Raw genomic sequence first — 19,976 nt, forward strand, 5'->3', positions numbered from 1 at the left:
CCCGTTGGTCAAGCGGTTAAGACGGCGGCCTCTCACGCCGCAAACATGGGTTCGATTCCCGTACGGGTCACCAATTTAATTATGGTTTTAACCGGAGATGGTTGAAATAGCAGTCGGTGTTGATTGCGGTGAGGGTCCACCCGTTCCCATTCCGAACACGGAAGTTAAGCTCACCTGCGCCGAAAATACTTGTCTGGAGACGGACCGGGAAGATAGGTAATGCCGACACAGGGACGGACAGTGTAAGCTGTCCGTCCTTATTTTATATGCACTGGAGGAGAATAAGATGATCTTGAATTTTGATGCGATGGATTTGACGCTCCTGGAAAAGTTTTATGGCGGTGAGAAAGCCGTTCAGGCAAAAATGCATGTGGATGAACACAATAAAATCATGCGCAGTGTGCTGGAGCCGGGTGCATCGGTGGGATACCACACCCACGAGACCAGCAGTGAGATCATCTATGTGCTCCAGGGCTCCGGAAAGGTCCTCTATGACGATGGTGAGGAGCGTGTAGAGAGCGGTGTATGCCACTACTGCCCCAAGGGACATGCGCACAGCCTGATCAATGACGGCACGGAGAATCTGGTCTTCTTCGCGGTTGTTCCCAATCAATAAAATAAAATGGCTCTGCATCTTTTTATGAGATGCAGAGCCATTTTTATTCTCTTCCATCAGGGCTGTTCTTCTGAAAACCCATACTTCTGGATTTGGCGGGGCATCCAGTTCCCGCGCACATAGTAGATGATAAACAGCAGGGAAGTGATGCTCCAGGTCATGGGATAGCTGAGCAGGAGGGTACCAAGCGTGCGGTCCAGCGGGAGGACCGTGAAGATCCAGACCACACGCAGTACACACACACCGCCGCAGGTGAGGAGCATGGGCTTCAACGAATCTCCCGTACCGCGGATGGCGCCGGCCATGACCTCCACACAGATAAAGGTGAAGTAGAAGGGGGACATGCGCCAGAGGATAAAAGTGCCGATCTCGATCACCTGGGTATCGGTGGAGAACATACGCAGCAGAGGCTGGGCGCCCAGGGCATACAGTCCGCTGACCAGCAGGGCGGTCACCAGGGAGAGGAGCAGACAGACCCGCACACTCTTCCGGACCCGGTCGTAACGCTGCGCGCCGAAATTCTGCCCCACAAAGGTCGTGATGGAGATGCCGAATGCACCGGAGATCATCCAATAGAAGGCGTCCAGCTTGCAGAAAGCAGTCCACGCTGCCATGGTGCTTGTGCCAAAGGAATTGATGCAGGACTGAATGAGCATATTGGAAATGGTATACATATCGGACTGAAGCCCGGTGGGCAGACCGATGCGGAGAATAGACTTGAGAATATCCGGATGGAACCGGATCTCCTTGCGAGCAATACAGAAAATCGAGTCCGGACGGCAGAGGACCAGCATGACCAACACGGCGCTGACGATCTGTGAGAGTACCGTGGCAAGGGCTACGCCCAGCACTTCCAGACCAAAGCCGACCACAAATATAAGATCCAGTACAATATTGGTCAAACAGGCGGCAATCAGAAAATAGAGAGGCCGCTTCGTATCGCCAATGGCCCGGAGGACGCTGGAACCCACGTTGTAGAGGAAGGAGGCGATGCTTCCTACAAAATAGATCCGCAGATAGATCAGGGAGTAGTCCATGACCTCGGCCGGTGTGCCCATGAGTACCATGACTGGATAGGAGAGGGCGATACCCAACACCATGACGCCCAAACCTGCTGCGATCGCCAGGGCGATGGCCGTATGTACGGTGCGGCGGAGTTCCTGGATCTGCCGTGCGCCATAGTACTGTGCGACGATGACCGTAGCGCCCGAGGAGAGTCCCACAAAGAGATTGACCAGAAAGTTGATGAGGACTGCGGCAGGACCACCCACGGCAGCCAGCGCCTCTGTCCCCACAAAATTACCTACAATGATGGCATCTACGGTGTTATATAGCTGCTGAAAAAAGGTTCCCAACAAAATAGGAAAGAAAAATGAGAGAAGATGCCTCCAGATCGGCCCTTCTGTAATCCGGCTTTGCAAATCGATCGCTCCTTCCATACCGGCGGACAGTGGAAATATGGCATTCTAAACACAGCATAAAGCAAGGACTGGGGATAAGTCAATGCTATCTGTTGACAGTCCGGTGAGAAGGGCCTAAAATAAAATCTACAAAACTTTAGCGGCAGAAAGAAAAGACAGGCTGTATGGCAAGGTATTCTGCCGGTGCAGATAAAGGAGAGAGCGGAAATGGAACTGGATCTGCTGCGCTGCTCCCTGCGGGGCATAGCGGCGTACAAACACCTGATGGATGAGCCGGTGATGCAGCTGGTGATGTCTATGCTGGACGCGCTGCACGACGGGAAGGGGGAAGAGGCGGTAGAACGCTATACCCGCCTCTTCTATACACTCTGGCAGACAGGGAAGCAGGGGCTCTCCGACTGGCTGCATGATGCATTGCGCTATCAGGAGTCTCCCTATGCCTGGCAGGTGGAGCGCGAGGAGCAGGACCCTGTGCTGGAGTCTGCCGCCCGGCGGGACATTCAGACGCTGGCATACTTGGCGGAGTTGGACTGTGAGACGGTGATCCGCGCAATCAGCACCTGTGTCTCGGCTGATTTTGCCCCGGTTCTGGAGGGGCTGCCCCGCTGGACGTGCAGCGCGCCCTTTGACGCGGAGTCCCTCACCGCCTTTTACCATGCCCATGGCTCGGGACGGTTTGCCCAGTACCGCGCCTTTTTGTGGGAGGAGGGGAAGCTGTGGCCGGTACAGGAGCCGGACAGCCATACGCCTGAGGAGATGATGGGATATGAGCGCCAGCGCGACCAGGTCATCGCCAACACCCGTGCCATGCTGGAAGGCAATCAGGTGAACAATGTCCTGCTCTATGGGGACAGCGGTACCGGAAAATCCGCCACGGTGAAATCCCTCCTCTCCATCCCCGGGTTTGAGGATCTCCGTTTGATCGAAGTCCAGAAGGAGGAGGTCTCCACACTGCCCGACCTGATCCGCACCTTGGGAGGGCGCCGGCGGAAATTCATCCTGTTCATTGATGACCTGGCCTTCGATCAGGACGACCGGACTTATTCTGTTTTGAAGACCATTCTGGAGGGAGGACTGGAGCGCCGGCCCACCAATGTGGCCATCTATGCCACCTCCAACCGCCGCCATCTGGTCCGTCAGACCTTCAGCGACCGGGCCGGAGATGAGGTGGATGCATCGGAGACCATTCAGGAGAAAACCTCTCTGGCCGAGCGCTTTGGTCTGCGCATCCCCTATCTGGCCATGGGCAAGAAGGAATATCTGGAGATGGTGGACCGGATGGCCGCCTATTACGGAGTGGAAATGGAGCAGGAGACCCTCCATGCCGAGGCCGTCAAGTGGGAGATGCACCATCCGGGCCGCACGCCCCGGGTGGTCCGCCAGTTTATTGCCAGCCTGCGGGTCTGATCAGACACAAAAAAAGAGCAGCAAATTTGCTGCTCTTTTTTCTATGCTTCTGTGGAGTGGGGAAAAGAAAATCAGCCCAGGGCAACGTCCAAAATCATCATGACCAGAAAGCCGCCCAGCACGCCGAAGGTTCCCAGATTGGAGTGCTCGCCCAGGTGGGCCTCCGGAATCAGCTCCTCCACCACCACATAGACCATGGCACCCGCGGCAAAGGAGAGGAGCCAGGGCATCAGAGGGCCGATCTGGGGGGCAATCAGTACGGTCAGGATACCAAAGATGGGCTCCACAATGCCGGAGAGGCTGCCGCAGAGAAAGGCCTTCCAGCGGGGCATTCCCTCCTCCCGCAGGGGAATGGAGATGGCTGCACCCTCGGGGAAGTTTTGGATTCCGATTCCGATGGCCAGGGCCATAGCAGAGGTATACAGCGCCCCCTCCCCGCCGTGCTGCGCAGCCAGGGCAAAGGAGAGGCCGACGGCCATCCCCTCCGGAATGTTGTGCAGGGTTACGGCAAAGACAAGAAGTGTGGTCCGCTTCAGACTGCTTGTGATTCCCTCCGGCTGTTTGGCATCTGGATGGAGGTGGGGAAGCAGGCCGTCCAGCACGAGGAGAAACAGGGCGCCCAACAGAAAACCGCCCGCAGCGGGCAGGTATCCGGGGATCCCGGCCGCCTCTGCCTCTTCGATCGCGGGGATGAGCAGGGACCAGACAGAGGCAGCAATCATAACGCCCGCCGCAAACCCCAAGAACAGCTTCTGCGCCGTGGCAGAGCTGCGTCCCCGAAAGAGAAAGACCAATGCCGCCCCAAGTGACGTCATCAAAAAGGTAAAACCTGTGCCGGCAGCAGCCCAGGAAAGTGCTCCTAACATGTAATATCCTCCTAAATGTTAGTTTATGCTAACTTTTGAGTATCCAGTATACAGGAAAAAGCCGGGGAAATCAATCCCCGGCCCGCTGAATGTGCTCTTTAATTTTCTGAAAGGTCTCAGCGCTCAGATCGTGCTCGATGCGGCAGGCATCTGCCGCCGCAGTCTCCGGACTGACGCCCAGCCGCGTCAACCACTCGGTGAGAAGCTGGTGCCGCTCATAGATGGTGCTGGCAATGGCACGGCCCTGGTCGGTCAGCTCAATAAAGCCCTCTTTGTCCATGGAGATATATCCGTTTTCGCGCAGCAGACTCATAGCGCGGCTGACGCTGGGTTTGGAAAAATTCATGTGGCGGACAATGTCAATGGAGCGGACCATGCCGCGCTCTTCTTTCAGCATCAGAATGGTTTCCAGATAATTTTCGGCCGATTCCTGGATTTTCATGAAGGTGCCTCCTCTTCGCCGGAAAGACCTGTGAAGTGTACAAATCAAAACCGGAAAGTTCTTTTCATTTTATCATAAAAAGCAGATTGATACAAGAGACGAGATTTTTTCCAAAAATCCATTGACAAAAGTGGTTAGCAATGGTAAACTAACGCCGTTACAAGGGAGTTAGAAAATGCTAACTCCCTGTTATTCCTGAAAATAGTTAGCTTATTCTAACTTGCGGAAGGATAGGGGTGTTATGTCTATGCCGTTAACGATGGCGCAGGCAGGTGTGGAAAATACCATCCGAAAGATCAGCGGAAAAGACGAAGTGCGCCGTTTTTTGGGGAGCCTCGGCTTTGTGGAGGGGAGCCCGGTCACGGTCATTTCACAGATCGGCGGAAATCTGATCGTCCATGTGAAAGATACGCGTGTTGCACTGGATAAAACCATGGCCAAGCGAATCCTGGTCGGATAAGAAGGCGGTATCAGACGGTGTGTGTGTTGGAAGGAGGAAGAACGATGGCAACATTGCGAACGGTCAAATGCGGTGAGACGGTCACGGTGACCAAGATCCTGGGAGAAGGCGCGCTGCGCCGCCGGATCATGGATATGGGCATCACCAAGGGGACCTCTGTGTTTGTGCGGAAGGTAGCCCCTCTGGGCGATCCGGTGGAGATCACCGTCCGGGGCTATGAACTGTCGATTCGCAAAGGGGATGCGGAAAACATCCTGGTGGAGTGAGTTTTTTGTCCTTTGGTTAGCTTAGAGTAACTAAAAGACAAAAGATTCTTTCGTGTTGGATGAGGCGGAGCAGAGAGGGCTCCGCAAAGAGGAGGGATATCCATGCCAATCAGAATCGCACTTGCCGGAAATCCAAACTGCGGCAAGACTACCATGTTCAATGCCCTGACCGGCGCGGCACAATTTGTGGGAAACTGGCCCGGTGTCACGGTGGAAAAGAAAGAGGGAAAGCTGAAAGGCAGCAAGGATGTGACCATTACCGATCTGCCGGGCATCTATTCTCTCTCCCCCTATACGCTGGAGGAAGTGGTTTCCCGGAATTATCTGATGGAGGAGCGGCCGGACGCCATTTTGAATCTGGTGGACGCCTCCAATATCGAACGCAATCTCTATCTGACCACGCAGCTGACCGAAATGGGGATTCCCGTCGTGGTTGCGCTGAATATGATGGATATTGTGCGGCGCAACGGGGATCAGATCGATGTCCGGAAGCTGAGCCAGGCACTGGGCTGTCCGGTGGTGGAGACCTCCGCGGTCAAGGGCGAGGGCTGTGTGGCCGCCGCACAGGAGGCGGCCAACCTGGTGCGGACCGGGCAGAGTACCCAGCCGGGCCACACCTTCTCCAGCCGCGTGGAGCAGGCGCTGAAAGAGATCATGGATCTGATCGGCGGCGTGGTACCCGGTGAGAGCCTGCGCTGGTATGCGGTCAAGTTCTTTGAGCGGGACGAGAAGGTCCTGGAGCGCTTCCAGATGGGAGAGGATCTCAAAAGCCGTCTGGATGGAATCATCCAGGCGGTGGAGACAGAGCTGGACGACGACAGCGAATCCATCATCACCAACGAGCGCTATGAGTATATTGCCCGTGTGGTGAGCGGATGCGTGAAGAAGAGCCGCCGGGGCATGTCGGCCTCGGACAAAATCGACCGCATTGTGACCAACCGTATTTTGGCGCTGCCCATTTTTGCGGCAGTCATGTATCTGGTCTATGCCATTTCCATGGGAAATCTGCCCTTCTCCATCGGCAGCATGGCCACTGGATGGACCAACGACGTGCTGTTCGGGGCATGGGTCCCGGACGCCCTCAACGGCTTCCTGGAGAGCGTGGGCTGCGCGCCCTGGCTCCAGGGACTGATCGTAGACGGCATCGTGGCCGGCGTGGGCGCGGTGCTGGGCTTTGTCCCCCAGATGCTGGTGCTGTTCCTGCTGCTGTGCATCCTGGAGGATGTGGGCTACATGGCGCGGATCGCCTTCATTATGGACCGGATCTTCCGCCGGTTTGGCCTCTCCGGCAAGAGCTTTATCCCCATGCTGGTGGCCACCGGATGCGGCGTGCCCGGAATCATGGCCTCCCGTACCATTGAGCAGGACCGGGATCGGAAGCTGACGGTCATGACCACAGGCTTTATCCCCTGCGGGGCGAAGATGCCCATCATCGGACTCTTTGCCGGGGCCATTTTCGGTGGTTCCAGCTGGGTGGCGGTCTCCGCCTACTTCATCGGTGTGGCCGCGGTGGTCACTTCGGGCGTAATCCTGAAAAAGACCCGGATTTTTGCCGGGGATCCCGCTCCCTTTGTGATGGAGCTGCCGGCCTACCACATCCCCAAGGCGGCCAATATCCTCCGGGGCACCTGGGAGCGCGGCTGGTCCTTTATCAAGCGGGCAGGCACGGTGATCCTGCTCTCCTCCATCGTCCTCTGGTTCTTCCAGGGCTTTGGCGTGGTGGACGGACAGTTCCAGATGGTGGAGGACAACAACACCTCCCTGCTGGCCGCGGTGGGCGGCGTGGTGGCTCCCATCTTTGCTCCCATCGGTTTTGGTACCTGGCAGGCCACCGTGGCCACCGTCACCGGTTTGATCGCAAAAGAGAATGTGGTCTCTACCTTCGGTGTCCTCTTTGGCCTGGGCGCGGAGGTGACCGAGGAATCCTCCGAACTGCTGGCGGCTGTGGGAACACAGTTTACCGGTCTGACTGCATACAGCTTTATGATCTTTAACCTGCTCTGCGCCCCCTGCTTTGCCGCCATGGGCGCCATCAAGCGGGAGATGAACAGCCCCAAGTGGACGGTGGCAGCCATCGGCTATATGTGCGGCTTTGCCTATCTGGTCTCCCTGATGGTCTATCAGTTCGGCCTGCTGGCCCAGGGCCAGTTCAGCGCCTGGACCGTTGTGGCCTTTGCCGTTCTGGCGGGCATGGTGTATCTGCTCTTCCGGAAGGGATACCAGGGCGAGAGCAGCCGCCTGCGGGCTGTGGACGCGGTAAGCGCATCATGAATCTCTAACAATACAGGAAAGGAGGGCGTATCCATGCCCTATCTCTCAACCATTCTGATCGGCCTGGTCGTTCTGGCGGTGGTCGCGTTTGCCGTCCGGTGTACCTGGAAGGAAAAAAAGAAGGGCGGCTGCTCCTGCGGCGGAAGCTGCGGAGGATGCTCCGGGCACTGTCATGACGCCCATCCTTCCGCCAAATAAGTACAAGATAATACCTTTCTCCTACTTTTCTCCAAACAACCCACAGAGGGGGACGCCACCTGGCGTCCCCCTCTGTGGGTTTCTCTATTTCTTCGGCGTGCTTGGAACGCCGGAATGGACCGGGGCGGGCGGTACGGGAGGCGGATTCCAGCGCAGACCGACCCAACAGGTGGGTGATGCCATCGAGAGACCTCCTTTCCAAACTCCGTCTGAGATACTCTATGCGGGGGACGGATTGTCTCAGACCGGAAACTGTGCTACACTGGGAAAAAAGAAAGGGGCGTGTATGGGATGGAGACCATGTTGGCCATGGTATACCGGGGCGTAGGGGACATTGGATTGGAACGCCGCCCGATTCCACGGATCTGTGACCCCCGAGACGCGGTGGTGCGGGTGACCCGCTCCACCATCTGCACCAGTGATCTGCACATTGCCCATGGCGCGGTGCCCCGGGCCGTGCCCGGGATCGTTCTGGGGCACGAGTTCGTGGGGGAGATCGTCGCCGTAGGAGAGGCGCTGAAGGGCCGGCTCCACGTGGGAGAGCGGGTGGCCGCCTGCTGTGAGACCTTCTGCGGGGAGTGCTGGTTCTGCCGCCGGGGCTACGTGAACAACTGCACCCGGGGTGGCTGGGAGCTGGGCTGCCGCACCGACGGCTGTCAGGCGGAGTATGTCCGGGTCCCCTTTGCAGATACGGGCCTCACCCCCATCCCAGACCATGTGAGCGATGAGGATGCGCTCTTTCTGGGGGATATTCTGGCCAGCGGGTATTTTGGCGCGGAGCTGTGCGAGATCCAGACCGGGGACACGGTGGCCGTGCTGGGCGCTGGACCGGTGGGCCTGTGCGCCATGGAGTGCGCCCGTCTGCTGGGCGCGGGACAGGTCATCGCCATCGAGCCCCGCAAGGAGCGGCGGGAGCTGGCCAGGGCAGAGGGCCTGGCCGATGTGGTCCTGGCGCCTGGGGAGAGCGGTGAAATTCTGGCGCGGACCGAGGGCCGCGGTGCGGACGGTGTGATCGAGTGCGCCGGGGGAGCGGACACCTTCCAGACCGCCTGGCAGATCGCCCGCCCCAACGGAATCGTGGCCGTAGTGGCCATGTACGAGCAGAACCAGGTCCTGCCGCTGCCCGAGATGTACGGGAAGAATCTGATCTTCAAGACCGGCGGGGTGGACGCCCGCCATGGGCAGCGCCTGATGGATCTGCTGGCCGCCGGCCGTCTGCGCACCGATTTTCTCATTACCCACCGGGGCGGACTGGACCGGATCGAGGAGGGATACCGGGTCTTTTCTGATCCGGAGAGCGGATGCATCAAATGGGTGGTCACGCCGCCCGGAGAAGGGTAGAGAGGAAAGAAATCTGTTCCCAAGACAAAAAATACGCCCGCACAGCTCGAACCGGGGCTGTGCGGGCGTATTTGTATATGGAAAGGAAATCAGGCGCCAAAGAGCTCCAGCGCCTTGGAGGCCATACGCGTGCCGTAGGCCCGGAAGGTGGGGGCGTATTTGGCCAGATCGTCGCTGATGGCAACCGGGCCCAGATGGATGTAGGGCTTGCCCCAGGAGCCGCCGCCCGAATAGACCAGCATGCCCCGCACCATGAAGTGGGTCAGGATGCCCTGCACCGCCATGTCGCCGCCGCCGTGGACATAGTCCGCCGTGGCAAAGGCGCCGCCCAGTTTGCCGGCCAGGCCGTATTTGCCGCTCTCGGTGTCCAGCCAGGTCTTGACCTGACCGGCCATGCAGGCCAGATAGGAGGGGGTGCCCAGCACCACGCAGGAGCTCTCCCGGAGGAAATCTTCGTCGATGGCGTCCAGGGAAAAGGCCCGGGCCTGGGCGCCTTCCACGCTGTTCATGCCGGATACGATCTCCTCGGCCATGTCACGGGTATGTCCGGAGCGGGAAAAATAGAGTACGGATAGTTTCATGCCAAATTGCCTCCTGTGTTTTGTCTCGGTATGGACATTATAAAACCCTCCGGCGGGAAAGACAAGGCCTTGCACAGAAGCGGAAAACGTACTATCATGGAACAAACGACAGGAAACCGGGGCGGAAAAGGCGCTCCGGCCGGAGAAAGAGGGGAAGATGATATGCGGATTGCGGACCTGCACATCCATTCCAAATATTCCAGAGCGACCAGCCGGGACTGCGTGCCCGCGGCACTGGATTTCTGGGCCAGACGCAAGGGCATCCATCTGGTGGGAACCGGGGATTTTACCCACCCGGCCTGGCGGGCCGAGCTGACGGAACAGCTGGTTCCCGCGGAGGAGGGGCTCTATACCCTGAAAGAGGAGGCGATCCGCCCGGGCGCCCTCCCGGTGGAGGAGGCCCCTCGCTTTGTGGTCAGCGGGGAGATCAGCACCATCTACAAGAAAAACGGTGCGGTGCGCAAGGTGCACAGCCTGATCGTGCTGCCCGACCTGGAGCGGGCGGAGGTCCTCTCCCGGCGGCTGGAGGCCATCGGCAACCTGCACTCAGACGGGCGTCCCATCCTGGGACTGGACTGCCGGGACCTGCTGGAGATCACGCTGGAGGCCGCCCCCAACGCCATTTTTATTCCCGCCCACATCTGGACGCCGCACTTTTCCCTGTTCGGCGCCTTTTCCGGCTTTGATACCATTGAGGAGTGCTTTGAGGACCTGACCCCCCGTATCCATGCGCTGGAGACCGGCCTCTCCTCCGATCCGCCCATGAACTGGCGCTGGTCGGCCCTGGACCGCTTCCACCTGGTCTCCAACTCGGATGCCCACTCGCCTTCCAAGCTGGGGCGGGAGGCAAACCTCCTGGAGATCCCCTATTCCTACGCCGCACTGGAAAAGGCTCTGCGGACCGGGCGGGGATTGAAGGGGACAGTGGAGTTCTTTCCGGAGGAGGGAAAGTACCACTACGACGGCCACCGCAACTGCAAACAGTGCCTCTCTCCCCAGGAGGCCGAGGCGGTGGGCGGGGTCTGCCCGGTCTGCGGCAAACGGCTGACCACCGGCGTGCTCCACCGGGTGGAGCAGCTGGCCGACCGGCCGGAGGGGTATGTGCGCCCCAGAGCGCCGGTCTATGAGCGGTTGGCACCGCTGCCGGAGGTTCTCTCCGCCACACTGGGCGGCGCTCCGGAGTGCAAGCGCAACCAGCTGCGCTATGAGGAGATGCTGCAAAAACTGGGGCCGGAGTTCCACATCCTGCGGGAGGTGCCCATCGAGGACATTGCGGCGGTGGCTGGCCCCTGCGTGGCCGAGGGCATCCGCCGCCTGCGGGCGGGAAAGGCCCTGTGGCAGCCCGGCTTTGACGGGGAGTATGGCAGGATGACCCTCCTCACCGAGCAGGAGAAGGAGGCCTTCAGCGGGCAGGTGAGCCTCTTTGGCTGCGACGTTCCAAAGGCCAAAAAGAGGAGTGTTTCCACCCGGGAAAAGCATACGGTGGAAAAACCGCTCCCGGCGGAAGAGCCGCAGGCGCCCCGGCCGGAAGCCCTCAATGCCGCTCAGCAGAGTGCCGTATGTGCCGGTGAACGGGCGGTAGCTGTGGTGGCCGGGCCGGGCACCGGAAAGACCAAGACCCTGGTCTCCCGGATTCTGTGGCTGCTGGAACAGGGGGAGCGCCCCTCAGAGATCGCGGCGGTGACCTTTACCAACAAGGCGGCGGCCGAGCTGCGGGAGCGGCTGGAGCAGGCGCTGGGAGACCGGCGGCTCATGAGCGGCATGACCATCGGTACCTTCCACTCCATCGCACTCCACCTGCTCTCCCGGGAAGAGCCGGTGGGGCTGGTGGGCGAGTATGAGGCCCTGGAGCTGGCGGGACAGGTCCTGCGCGCCCTCGGCATGTCCCTGCCGCCCAAGCGGCTGCTCCAGGCGGTCTCCCGCCGGAAAAACGGCATGGAAGAGCCGGGAGACGGGGAGCTGGAGCAGGCATGTGCCTTTTACGACCGCCGTCTGGCCGAGCGGGGGATGATGGACTATGACGACCTGCTCCTGCAGACGCTGGAGGAGTGGGAGGGAAAGAGCCGGAGCGACGCGCGCAAGTTCCGCCACCTGCTGGTGGATGAATTTCAGGACTGCAACCCCATGCAGTACCGCCTGCTCCGGGCGTGGAACCGTCTGGGCCGCAGCCTCTTTGTGATCGGGGACCCGGACCAGTCCATCTACGCCTTCCGGGGTTCCGATCCGGCCTGCTTTTCCCGGCTGGCGGAGGATAACCCTCAGCTGCGCACCATCCATTTGACGGAGAACTACCGCTCCACGCCGGAGATCCTGGAATGTGCCCTGGCGGTCATCCGGCACAACGGGGGTGAGGAGCGTGTCCTCCATGCCGCCGGGCACAGTGGGGCAAAGGTGCGCCTGGTGCATACCGGAAGCGACCGGGCCGAGGCCGTCTTTGTGGCCCGGGAGATCAACCGCCTGGTGGGAGGGATCGATCTGCTGGATGCCCGCCGCCACCAGGACCGGGGGCGGAACTGGAGCTTTTCCGATCTGGCGGTCTGCTATCGCACCCGCCATCAGGCCGGGGTGCTGGAGCAGTGTCTGCGGCGAGAGGGGATCCCCTGCCGGGTCGCCGGGCGGGATGACTTCCTCCACGACGACACGGTGCGGGGCGCGCTGTGCTTTTTCCGGGTGCTGCTGGAAGCGACGGATACGCTGGCGCTGGAGGCGGCACTGCGTCTGATCTGGAACGTTCCGGCGGACCTGGTCCGGGCGGTGTCCCACACCTGGGCCGTCACCGAGGGGGATGCGGCCCAGCGGGTCAAGGCGGTGGAGCAGGACTATGGGGAGCTGACCATCCTGCGCCCCTGGCTGGAGCTGACCGCCTTCTTTGGCCAGCAGGCCGACTGGGAGCGCCCCTGGCGGCTGCTGGAGCGCTGGGCCGGGGCAGCGGGCTGCACCGGCTCCGACGCCCTGGAGAAGCTGATGGGCATGGCCTCCTTCTATAAGACCATGCCCGGACTGCTGGAAGGGGTCGCTCTGGGAGGCGAGGGGGACCTGTGGCGGCGCTCCGGCGAATATGACGCGGGGGCAGTGACGCTGATGACCCTCCACGCCGCCAAGGGACTGGAATTCCCGGTGGTCTTTCTCTGTGGAGTGCGCAAGGGCGTGCTGCCGCTGGAATCAGAGCGCCATCCGGTGGACGGCGGCGAGGAGCGGCGCCTCTTCTACGTGGGGATGACCCGGGCCAAAGAGGAGCTGATCCTGCTCACCTCGGGGGAGGAGCCCTCTCCCTTCCTGGCGGAGCTTCCCTCCGCGCTGGTGGAGCGGGAGGAGGCCCAGGGACGCCCCAGAGAATATGAGAGCGGTCAGATCAGCCTGTTCTGACGGCTTTCGTCTGGTAACTGTGAAACCCAAAAAGGAGCGAGAGACCCATGAATTATCAGATCCATGAGATCCCGGCTGGGGCGGGAGGCCCCACGGCAAAGCTGTCCCTCTATCTGTGGGACAATTCGGAGGAGTTGGACGACGGGCTGCTCCGGCCCATGGTGGTGATCTGTCCCGGGGGCGGATATGCCATGACCTCCGACCGGGAGGGGGAGGCCATTGCGCTCAAGTGTATGACCATGGGGGCCCATGCGGCGGTGCTGCGCTACTCCGTGGCACCGGCACGCTTTCCCACTGCCCTTTTGCAGCTGGCAAACGCCGTATCTCTCATCCGCCGTCATGCGGCGGAGTGGTATGTGGACCCGCAGCGCATCGTGGTGCAAGGCTCCTCGGCAGGGGGGCACCTGGCCGCCTGTCTGGGGGTGTTCTGGAAGGCCGACTTCCTCACCCAGGCGCTGGGCACCCCGCCGGAGCTGCGCCGTCCCAACGGCCTGATGCTGAGCTATCCGGTCATTACCATGGGACAATTTGGTCACCGGGGGAGCGCGGAGAACCTGCTGGCCGAGCGGGAGGAGGAGCTGCGGGATTTCCTCTCCCTGGAAAAACAGGTGAACGACGATGTGCCGCCGGTCTTTCTCTGGCACACCTTCACCGATGAGAGCGTGCCGGTGGAAAATTCCCTCCTCTTTGTCCAGGCGCTGCGCGCCCATAAGATCTCCACGGAATTTCACCTCTACCCGGTGGGACGGCACGGCATCGGGACCGCCGGACCCCTCACCGCCGGGCGGGATAACCGGGGCCTCCAGATCGAGTGTGCCAGTTGGATGGATCTGGCGGAGACCTGGCTTCACGGCTTGGGGAAACGTCCATAGAGCCTAAAATAAAAACGGATGGTATATCTTCTTGAAAGATATACCATCCGTTTTTGCAAAAGCGGCTTATCCCACCACTTGCAGATCCTTGGGATAGTGGTTGAGCACTTCGCAGCCGTCCTCCGTCACCAGCACCAGATCCTCAATGCGTACGCCAAATTCCCCGGGAAGATAGATGCCCGGCTCCACGGAAAAGACCATGCCGGGCTCCAGGGGAGTGTCCGAGACGCCGCTCACGTCCGGGGGCTCGTGGCAGTCGAGACCGCAGCCGTGGCCCAGACGGTGGGTGAAATAGGGACCGTATCCGCCCTTGGTGATGATGTCCCGGGCGCAGCGGTCCAGATCGGAGAGGAGGACGCCGGGGCGGACCATGGCCTCGGCTGCCTCGTTGGCCTGGCGGACCAGCTCATAGACCTCCCGCTGCTTGTCGCTGACGGTCTGGTAGAAGACGGTACGGGTCATGTCGCACCAGTAGCGGGAGATGGGGGTAAAGATGTCAAAGATCACACTGTCCCCGGGCTGAAGCACGGTGGAATCGCCGCTGTGGTGGGGGTCTGCACCATTGGCGCCGAAGCAGACCAGCTGTCTGCCCTCACAGTCGGCCCCACGGGCCACAAATTCCCGGTTGACCAGCGCGGCAAGCTCATTTTCCCGCACGCCGGGACGGATGGCGCCGATGGCAGCGGCCACCACCTGGTCGTTCATGGCCGAGCTGTGGCGCATGGCGGCGCGCTCGGCCTCATCCTTCAATTTGCGGCACAGGTCCACCGGCATGGAACCGTGGACGGGACGCACATCGGGGCGGTGCTCCATCAGGCCAATGAGAAATTTGCTGTACCAGAACTTGTCCACACCCAGGGTCCCGGGCTGGACTGCGCGGGCCAGATCGGCCACCGGGTCCTCCCCGTCTTTGTGGGTGACCACCGGCAGCTCCGGTGTGGAGGGGAGACCGAAGATCTCATTGCCGTACAGGACGGCCTTTCCCTCTGCGTCCAGGTAGAGAGCCAGCAGACGCTCGTGGGGCTCCACCCAGAAGCCGGTGAGGTAGTAGACCGATGTGGTGGCGGTAATGAGGATCTGGGAGAGTCCGGCGGCTTTCATCTCCGCCGTGACACGGGAGATACGGGACATTTCCATAGATACACTTCCTTTGAACAGATAAAGGGACCGGCACTCTGCCGGCCCCTTCATTATAGCATAATTTGATCTGGCTGAGCGCTTTTTTCCGTGCAGAAGCGTGCGGAAAAACAGCTGTGTGCAGCGCGGTTTACGCCATGCCGCAGGTGCGCTCGGCCGCCTCCACCACATGGCCCACCAGAACACAGGTGGTGACCGACCCGACGCCGCCCGGAACCGGAGTGATGGCGTCCACCACCGGCTCCACCGCGTCAAAGGCCACATCGCCGCAGAGCTTGCCCTCGGCGTTGACGTTGATGCCCACGTCCACCACGACCTGGCCGGGGGAGACATAGGAGGCATCCACCACGCCGGCCTTGCCGGCGGCAACCACCAGGATCTCGGCCTCCCGGCAGACTGCGGGCATATCCACCGTGCGGGTGTGGCAGAGGGTGACCGTGGCGTTTTTCTGGAGCAGCATCATGGCCACGGGCTTACCGACGACCAGGCTGCGGCCCACCACCGTGACCCGCTTGCCGGTGAGATCATAGCCGTAATGGGCCAGGATCTCCATGCAGGCCTGGGCGGTACAGGGGGGGAAGCCCCGCTTCACACCGGCGAATACACCGGCCAGAGAGCCGTCGGTGATTCCGTCCACGTCCTTTTCCGGAGCGAGGGCGCGGCGCACCGTCTCGTCATCCATATGCTTGGGCAGCGGGCGGAAGAGCAGACAGCCGTGGATCTCCGGGTCCTGGTTGACCTGATCGATGACCTGGAGCAGCTCCTCCTGAGAGGCGTCGGCGGGGAGGACAAAGGAGCGCACGGCCACGCCGATCTTTTCACAGCGCTTGGTGGCGCCGCGCTCATAGCTCAGATCATCTTCCCGCTCTCCGACCCGGACAATGGCCAGCGTGGGAGAGATCCCGCGGTCTTTCAGGGCCTGGGTACGCTGGACCAGCGCATCGGTCAGGGCGGCGGCAACCTCTTTGCCGGAGAGAATGGTAGACATGTACATCACCTTTCCTTTTTCAGTGTGCGGCTGCGCTCAGCGCAGACGGCCCAGCACCTGTGTGTAGATCTCGTCCGCCAGGGGGACATATTTGGAGAGCATGGCCTCGGCTTTCTCTTCCAGTGCCCGGGCCTTCTCCCGATCCGCCATGGACTTGGTGTTGATGAAAACGTTCAGACTGGCGCCCTGGAGGGCCGCCTTGCAGAAGAGAACGCCCACGCCCACATCAGAGATGGCAATGGCAGAGCCCATGCGGGCATAGTCCCGGTGCAGCTCGATGGCCTCGCACAGGGCGCTCATGATCTCCATGGGGACGGAGCAGGCGGTGTTCAGGGCCTGTTCCATGACCTGCTCCTTATAGGCGCGCTGCTGCTCCGTGTCCTTAGGCAGGCCATAGGCGCGGGAGAGGGGTTCGAAGACCTCGGCGTCGGCGGCTACCAGATCCACCAGTTTCTGGCGCAGAACCTCCGAGCGCTGATCCAGCGCGATGATATCGTCTTGTACATCGGCGTATTTCTTCTTTCCGACGGTGAGATTCCCCACCATATTGCCCAGAGCCACGCCGACGGCGCCTACCAGGGCGGACGCGCCGCCGCCGCCCGGAACCGGGGCCTTGGAGGCCAGCGCCTCCAGAAATTCCGTACAGGTCTGTGTCGCGATATTCATAGGATCCCTCACTTTGCCTTTTTTCAGAAATATCCGCATTGGTTGAAATCTCTGTTCCATAATCATAACTGACTGGTTTAAAAAAAGCAATACTCGCGAGTATAGAAATACATATTTTGGAGGGAAAAACTTCACGCCCGGACTGCGCCGCCGGGAAGAGACCGAGCGGTGACCCGGCTCAGAAGTGCGCTGGCAGAGCAGAATCGCCTGGAAGAGAAAATGGCAAAACAAGCGGTCGTTGACATCGTTTTCCACAGCAAGTACAATAGAAAAGAAGCTCTGTGGCCGAAAAAGGGGCAGAGCACGAAGGAGCGATAGCATGAAGCGAAATGGTGGAAAATCCGTTCATAGCAACGGACCAAAGTCCATCTGGAAGCAGATGCGTTTTAATCTGTTGGTGGTGACAGCGTTTGCGGTATCAGCCGTGCTGGGATTGACGCTGCTGCAGGATACCCTGCTGGAAAACTCCCAAAATGTAGGGCAGTCTTTGGCGCAGAGCTACTCGGTGGAGGAGGAGCGCAACATCACCGTTTTTGAAATGCTGATGGAATTTGGGACGGAGTATTTGGACCAGCAGCTTCAGGAGAATGCCTCCCATGAGAGCGTACAGCACTGGATGAGCGGCTTTTTTGATACGGTCCGAAATATGTTTGGGACGGCGGTGATCGATCCCTATGCGGTGGTCGATGGAGAGATCATTGCGGCCAATTACTGGGAAGGCGACGAGACGTATGATGTAAATCAGACCGAGTGGTATCAAAAAGCCATTGCAGCCGATGGAGCGATTGCCTTTACTGATGCATATATGGACGCCATTACCGGGCGTTCGGTCATTACCATTGCCAAAAAGTGCAGCAATTCCAACGATGTGATGGCCTTTGATATTTTCCCGGAAAATTTTCAGGTAGCGGTGAATCCGCAGAATCTTCCGGAGGGAAGCTCCTACTATCTGTGCGATACCAAGGGTACCCTTTTGTATGCGCATACCGAGATGCCCAGCGACTCTGAGGAGATGCAGGAGTATATCAAACGACTCTTTGACCAGATCCAGGCCGGAGAGATGGCCGATCCCGAGGATTTTATCTATGACGTTCAGGGGGCCAAGCGGGGCGCCTACTATACCACGGCGCCCAATGGATGGATGTCCATCATTACGGTTCCCTTCAGTACGATTTTGGGCGATCTTCAGACCTTTACGATCTGGTTTTTGCTGCTGCTCATCGTGCTGCTGCTCATTGTCGTGGGAATGAGCGCGCGGGAGTATGTGCTCAACCGCCGAATCGAACGGACCAACGAGACGGTGCGGGTACTGGGAAACTCCTACTATGCCATCTACCGGGTCAATGTGGAGCAGGAGACCTATGACATGATCAAGGGCTCGGATTATATCCGGGGATGCCTGCCTCAGCAGGGGGCCTATACCGATCTGCTGCATCAGCTCAGCTCGGTGATTGAGAGCGGGACCTATCAGGAATTTCAGGACAGCTTTTCCATTGAAAATATCCGGAGTCTGATGCTGCGGCGTGTCCGGAATTTCGGAGGAGATTTCCGGCGGGTCTTTGATCAGGAGCTGCGCTGGGTCCAGGTACAGATGCTCTTTGATGAGTCCCTGAACCGGGGCGAGGTGGTGCTCTGCTTCCGGGAGATCGATGCAGAGAAGCAGCGGCAGCTTCAGCAGATGCAGCTGCTCCAGGATTCTTTGGAGGCAGCCCGCAAAAGCGAGCAGTCGCAGAAGAACTTCTTTTCCTCGGTCTCCCATGAAATGCGCACGCCTCTGAATGCGATTCTGGGTCTGACCGAATTGGCCGGGAAGTATGTGAAGGACGCGGAGCGGATCCAGGATTATCTGGATAAGATCGAGACCTCCAGCCGTCAGCTTTTGGGACTGATCAATGATATTTTGGAATTGTCCCGGATGGAGCAGGGCAGAATGACGCTGGACCGGCACAGCTTCAATCTGCGCACCTGTGTTGCGGGCTGTGCGGAGGTATTCCGTCCGCAGGCCGAGAAGGAGAAAAAGAAGTTTGAGATCGCCATCGATCTGAGAGAAGAACAGGTCTATGGGGACTCCTTCCGGGTTGGACAGATTTTGAATAACTTGCTGTCCAACGCGTTCAAATTCAGCGGGGAAGGAGATTCCATCTCGGTTTCCGTGCGGCAGATCGATCACCAGAAACATGCCAAGTACCAAATCAGGGTCTCCGATACCGGAGCCGGTATGTCCAAAGAGTTTTTGGAGCGGATCTATATTCCCTATGAACGGGAGACCCACTTTGGGGCCAAGCACGTACTGGGGACGGGCCTTGGAATGCCCATTGTCAAGAGCCTGGTATCGCAAATGGGGGGCGAAATCGTGGTTGAGAGCGCCCTGGGAGAGGGCACTACGTTCACGGTGACCCTTCCGCTGGAAGTCGCCCAGGAGGAGCCTGAGGTGGCGGAGAAGAAAGCATCCCATTCGGCCGGGACAGCAGACGGGCTGCAGGGAAAACACATTCTCCTGGCGGAGGACAATGCCATCAATATGGAGATTGCCACCGAGCTTTTGCACATGCATGATATGTCTGTGACGCAGGCATGGAACGGCAGAGAAGCTGTGGAATGTTTCCGGAACTCCCCGCCCTTTGGCTTTGATGCAATCCTGATGGATATGCAGATGCCGGAGATGGGGGGCTGTGAGGCGGCCAGGATGATTCGCAGTCTGGACCGTCCCGATGCGCTGGAGGTCCCCATCCTTGCAGTGACTGCGAACGCCTTTGCGGAGGATATTGCAGCCACGGTAGACGCGGGAATGAATGCCCATATCTCTAAGCCGATTGATTTTGAGATCCTCTCGACCACGCTGCGGGATCTGATCCAAATACGGGAAGAACAGCATAAGGAATGAGGGCGTTTCGAAATCCTTTGAAAAAGCAAAACGAGCGGACTCCAAAAGGAGTCCGCTCGTTTTTATCTTTTTGAGAATTACACGTAGTTGCACACGCGGGCAATGGCCATTTCCATGTAGCCGAGAGACTCGGCCTTGGTCTGCTTGCCGCTGGCCACGTCGGCCACCAGCTGCAGGAGCTCGTCGCCCATCTG

17 protein-coding genes and 1 rRNA gene are annotated in these 19,976 nt (G+C 59.6%); 11 read left to right on the forward strand and 7 right to left on the reverse strand.

Annotation, left to right across the window (positions count from 1 at the left end; translation table 11 throughout):
- Window positions 1-112 precede the first annotated feature (112 nt).
- Together rrf and I2C21_RS16765 are read left to right on the forward strand one after the other, a co-directional pair.
- Window positions 113-228, forward strand: a 5S ribosomal RNA gene (rrf, locus tag I2C21_RS16760).
- A gap of 58 nt (window positions 229-286) precedes the next feature.
- Entirely contained in the window at window positions 287-616 is a 330-nt protein-coding gene (locus I2C21_RS16765; RefSeq protein ID WP_101693944.1) for a cupin domain-containing protein, read from the forward strand.
- Between the two features lie 56 nt (window positions 617-672).
- On the opposite strand, the gene I2C21_RS16770 is transcribed toward I2C21_RS16765, so the two are convergent.
- Entirely contained in the window at window positions 673-1,971 is a 1,299-nt protein-coding gene (locus tag I2C21_RS16770) for an MATE family efflux transporter (protein ID WP_353654836.1), read from the reverse strand.
- A gap of 273 nt (window positions 1,972-2,244) precedes the next feature.
- On the opposite strand from I2C21_RS16770, the gene I2C21_RS16775 reads away from it, so the two are divergent.
- The gene (locus I2C21_RS16775; RefSeq protein WP_195279825.1) at window positions 2,245-3,444 is read left to right on the forward strand and encodes an ATP-binding protein; all 1,200 of its coding nucleotides are present in this window, start codon (window positions 2,245-2,247) and stop codon (window positions 3,442-3,444) included.
- A 71-nt stretch (window positions 3,445-3,515) separates the two neighbouring features.
- Here I2C21_RS16775 and I2C21_RS16780 read toward each other — a convergent pair whose 3' ends face one another.
- On the reverse strand, window positions 3,516-4,310 hold the full coding sequence (locus I2C21_RS16780) for a ZIP family metal transporter (protein ID WP_195279826.1): 795 nt from the start codon (window positions 4,308-4,310) through the stop codon (window positions 3,516-3,518).
- A gap of 70 nt (window positions 4,311-4,380) precedes the next feature.
- Window positions 4,381-4,752, reverse strand: coding sequence for a metal-dependent transcriptional regulator (locus I2C21_RS16785; protein ID WP_101693941.1), 372 nt, complete (start codon window positions 4,750-4,752; stop codon window positions 4,381-4,383).
- Between the two features lie 247 nt (window positions 4,753-4,999).
- Between I2C21_RS16785 and I2C21_RS16790 the strand changes: the two genes are divergently transcribed.
- The 5 genes from I2C21_RS16790 (at window position 5,000) to I2C21_RS16810 (ending at window position 9,288) form a co-directional block, all read left to right on the forward strand.
- A complete protein-coding gene (locus I2C21_RS16790) occupies window positions 5,000-5,212 on the forward strand; it encodes a FeoA family protein (protein ID WP_101694029.1) in 213 nt (70 codons plus the stop codon).
- A 44-nt stretch (window positions 5,213-5,256) separates the two neighbouring features.
- Complete coding sequence (locus I2C21_RS16795; protein ID WP_101693940.1) at window positions 5,257-5,478, forward strand: FeoA family protein; 222 nt, start codon at window positions 5,257-5,259, stop codon at window positions 5,476-5,478.
- 102 nt (window positions 5,479-5,580) lie between these two features.
- A complete protein-coding gene (gene feoB / locus I2C21_RS16800) occupies window positions 5,581-7,749 on the forward strand; it encodes a ferrous iron transport protein B (protein WP_195279827.1) in 2,169 nt (722 codons plus the stop codon).
- 33 nt (window positions 7,750-7,782) lie between these two features.
- Window positions 7,783-7,947, forward strand: a complete 165-nt coding sequence (locus tag I2C21_RS16805; protein ID WP_186964378.1) for a FeoB-associated Cys-rich membrane protein — start codon at window positions 7,783-7,785, stop codon at window positions 7,945-7,947.
- A 291-nt stretch (window positions 7,948-8,238) separates the two neighbouring features.
- Entirely contained in the window at window positions 8,239-9,288 is a 1,050-nt protein-coding gene (locus I2C21_RS16810; protein WP_195279828.1) for an alcohol dehydrogenase, read from the forward strand.
- An 89-nt stretch (window positions 9,289-9,377) separates the two neighbouring features.
- On the opposite strand, the gene I2C21_RS16815 is transcribed toward I2C21_RS16810, so the two are convergent.
- Window positions 9,378-9,869, reverse strand: a complete 492-nt coding sequence (locus tag I2C21_RS16815) for a flavodoxin family protein (RefSeq protein WP_186964376.1) — start codon at window positions 9,867-9,869, stop codon at window positions 9,378-9,380.
- Between the two features lie 162 nt (window positions 9,870-10,031).
- Between I2C21_RS16815 and I2C21_RS16820 the strand changes: the two genes are divergently transcribed.
- Both I2C21_RS16820 and I2C21_RS16825 read left to right on the forward strand, forming a co-directional pair.
- On the forward strand, window positions 10,032-13,235 hold the full coding sequence (locus tag I2C21_RS16820; RefSeq protein WP_195279829.1) for a UvrD-helicase domain-containing protein: 3,204 nt from the start codon (window positions 10,032-10,034) through the stop codon (window positions 13,233-13,235).
- 47 nt (window positions 13,236-13,282) lie between these two features.
- Window positions 13,283-14,107: an alpha/beta hydrolase gene (locus tag I2C21_RS16825; RefSeq protein ID WP_195279830.1), complete on the forward strand. Its 825-nt coding sequence runs from the start codon at window positions 13,283-13,285 to the stop codon at window positions 14,105-14,107.
- A 66-nt stretch (window positions 14,108-14,173) separates the two neighbouring features.
- On the opposite strand, the gene I2C21_RS16830 is transcribed toward I2C21_RS16825, so the two are convergent.
- The 3 genes from I2C21_RS16830 to I2C21_RS16840 form a co-directional block, all read right to left on the reverse strand.
- Window positions 14,174-15,244: a M24 family metallopeptidase gene (locus tag I2C21_RS16830; protein WP_195279831.1), complete on the reverse strand. Its 1,071-nt coding sequence runs from the start codon at window positions 15,242-15,244 to the stop codon at window positions 14,174-14,176.
- Window positions 15,245-15,374: 130 nt separating this feature from the next.
- A complete protein-coding gene (locus tag I2C21_RS16835; protein ID WP_195279832.1) occupies window positions 15,375-16,232 on the reverse strand; it encodes a bifunctional 5,10-methylenetetrahydrofolate dehydrogenase/5,10-methenyltetrahydrofolate cyclohydrolase in 858 nt (285 codons plus the stop codon).
- A 36-nt stretch (window positions 16,233-16,268) separates the two neighbouring features.
- Window positions 16,269-16,892: a cyclodeaminase/cyclohydrolase family protein gene (locus tag I2C21_RS16840; RefSeq protein WP_502709464.1), complete on the reverse strand. Its 624-nt coding sequence runs from the start codon at window positions 16,890-16,892 to the stop codon at window positions 16,269-16,271.
- Between the two features lie 325 nt (window positions 16,893-17,217).
- Here I2C21_RS16840 and I2C21_RS16845 point away from each other — a divergent pair, with 325 nt between their 5' ends.
- Complete coding sequence (locus I2C21_RS16845) at window positions 17,218-19,782, forward strand: hybrid sensor histidine kinase/response regulator (RefSeq protein WP_195279834.1); 2,565 nt, start codon at window positions 17,218-17,220, stop codon at window positions 19,780-19,782.
- The last annotated feature ends 194 nt before the right edge of the window (window positions 19,783-19,976 follow it).

This window comes from Clostridium sp. J1101437_171009_A5, assembly GCF_015547905.1.
GTDB lineage: Bacteria > Bacillota > Clostridia > Oscillospirales > Oscillospiraceae > Pseudoflavonifractor_A > Pseudoflavonifractor_A gallinarum.

Coding starts and splice junctions, on each gene's coding strand:
- I2C21_RS16765 (WP_101693944.1), top strand. CDS start 287: ATGATCTTGAATTTTGATGCGATGGATTTGACGCTCCTGGAAAAGTTT.
- I2C21_RS16775 (WP_195279825.1), top strand. CDS start 2,245: ATGGAACTGGATCTGCTGCGCTGCTCCCTGCGGGGCATAGCGGCGTAC.
- I2C21_RS16780 (WP_195279826.1), bottom strand. CDS start 4,310: ATGTTAGGAGCACTTTCCTGGGCTGCTGCCGGCACAGGTTTTACCTTT.
- I2C21_RS16785 (WP_101693941.1), bottom strand. CDS start 4,752: ATGAAAATCCAGGAATCGGCCGAAAATTATCTGGAAACCATTCTGATG.
- I2C21_RS16790 (WP_101694029.1), top strand. CDS start 5,000: ATGCCGTTAACGATGGCGCAGGCAGGTGTGGAAAATACCATCCGAAAG.
- I2C21_RS16795 (WP_101693940.1), top strand. CDS start 5,257: ATGGCAACATTGCGAACGGTCAAATGCGGTGAGACGGTCACGGTGACC.
- feoB (WP_195279827.1), top strand. CDS start 5,581: ATGCCAATCAGAATCGCACTTGCCGGAAATCCAAACTGCGGCAAGACT.
- I2C21_RS16805 (WP_186964378.1), top strand. CDS start 7,783: ATGCCCTATCTCTCAACCATTCTGATCGGCCTGGTCGTTCTGGCGGTG.
- I2C21_RS16810 (WP_195279828.1), top strand. CDS start 8,239: ATGGAGACCATGTTGGCCATGGTATACCGGGGCGTAGGGGACATTGGA.
- I2C21_RS16815 (WP_186964376.1), bottom strand. CDS start 9,869: ATGAAACTATCCGTACTCTATTTTTCCCGCTCCGGACATACCCGTGAC.
- I2C21_RS16820 (WP_195279829.1), top strand. CDS start 10,032: ATGCGGATTGCGGACCTGCACATCCATTCCAAATATTCCAGAGCGACC.
- I2C21_RS16825 (WP_195279830.1), top strand. CDS start 13,283: ATGAATTATCAGATCCATGAGATCCCGGCTGGGGCGGGAGGCCCCACG.
- I2C21_RS16830 (WP_195279831.1), bottom strand. CDS start 15,244: ATGGAAATGTCCCGTATCTCCCGTGTCACGGCGGAGATGAAAGCCGCC.
- I2C21_RS16835 (WP_195279832.1), bottom strand. CDS start 16,232: ATGTCTACCATTCTCTCCGGCAAAGAGGTTGCCGCCGCCCTGACCGAT.
- I2C21_RS16845 (WP_195279834.1), top strand. CDS start 17,218: ATGAAGCGAAATGGTGGAAAATCCGTTCATAGCAACGGACCAAAGTCC.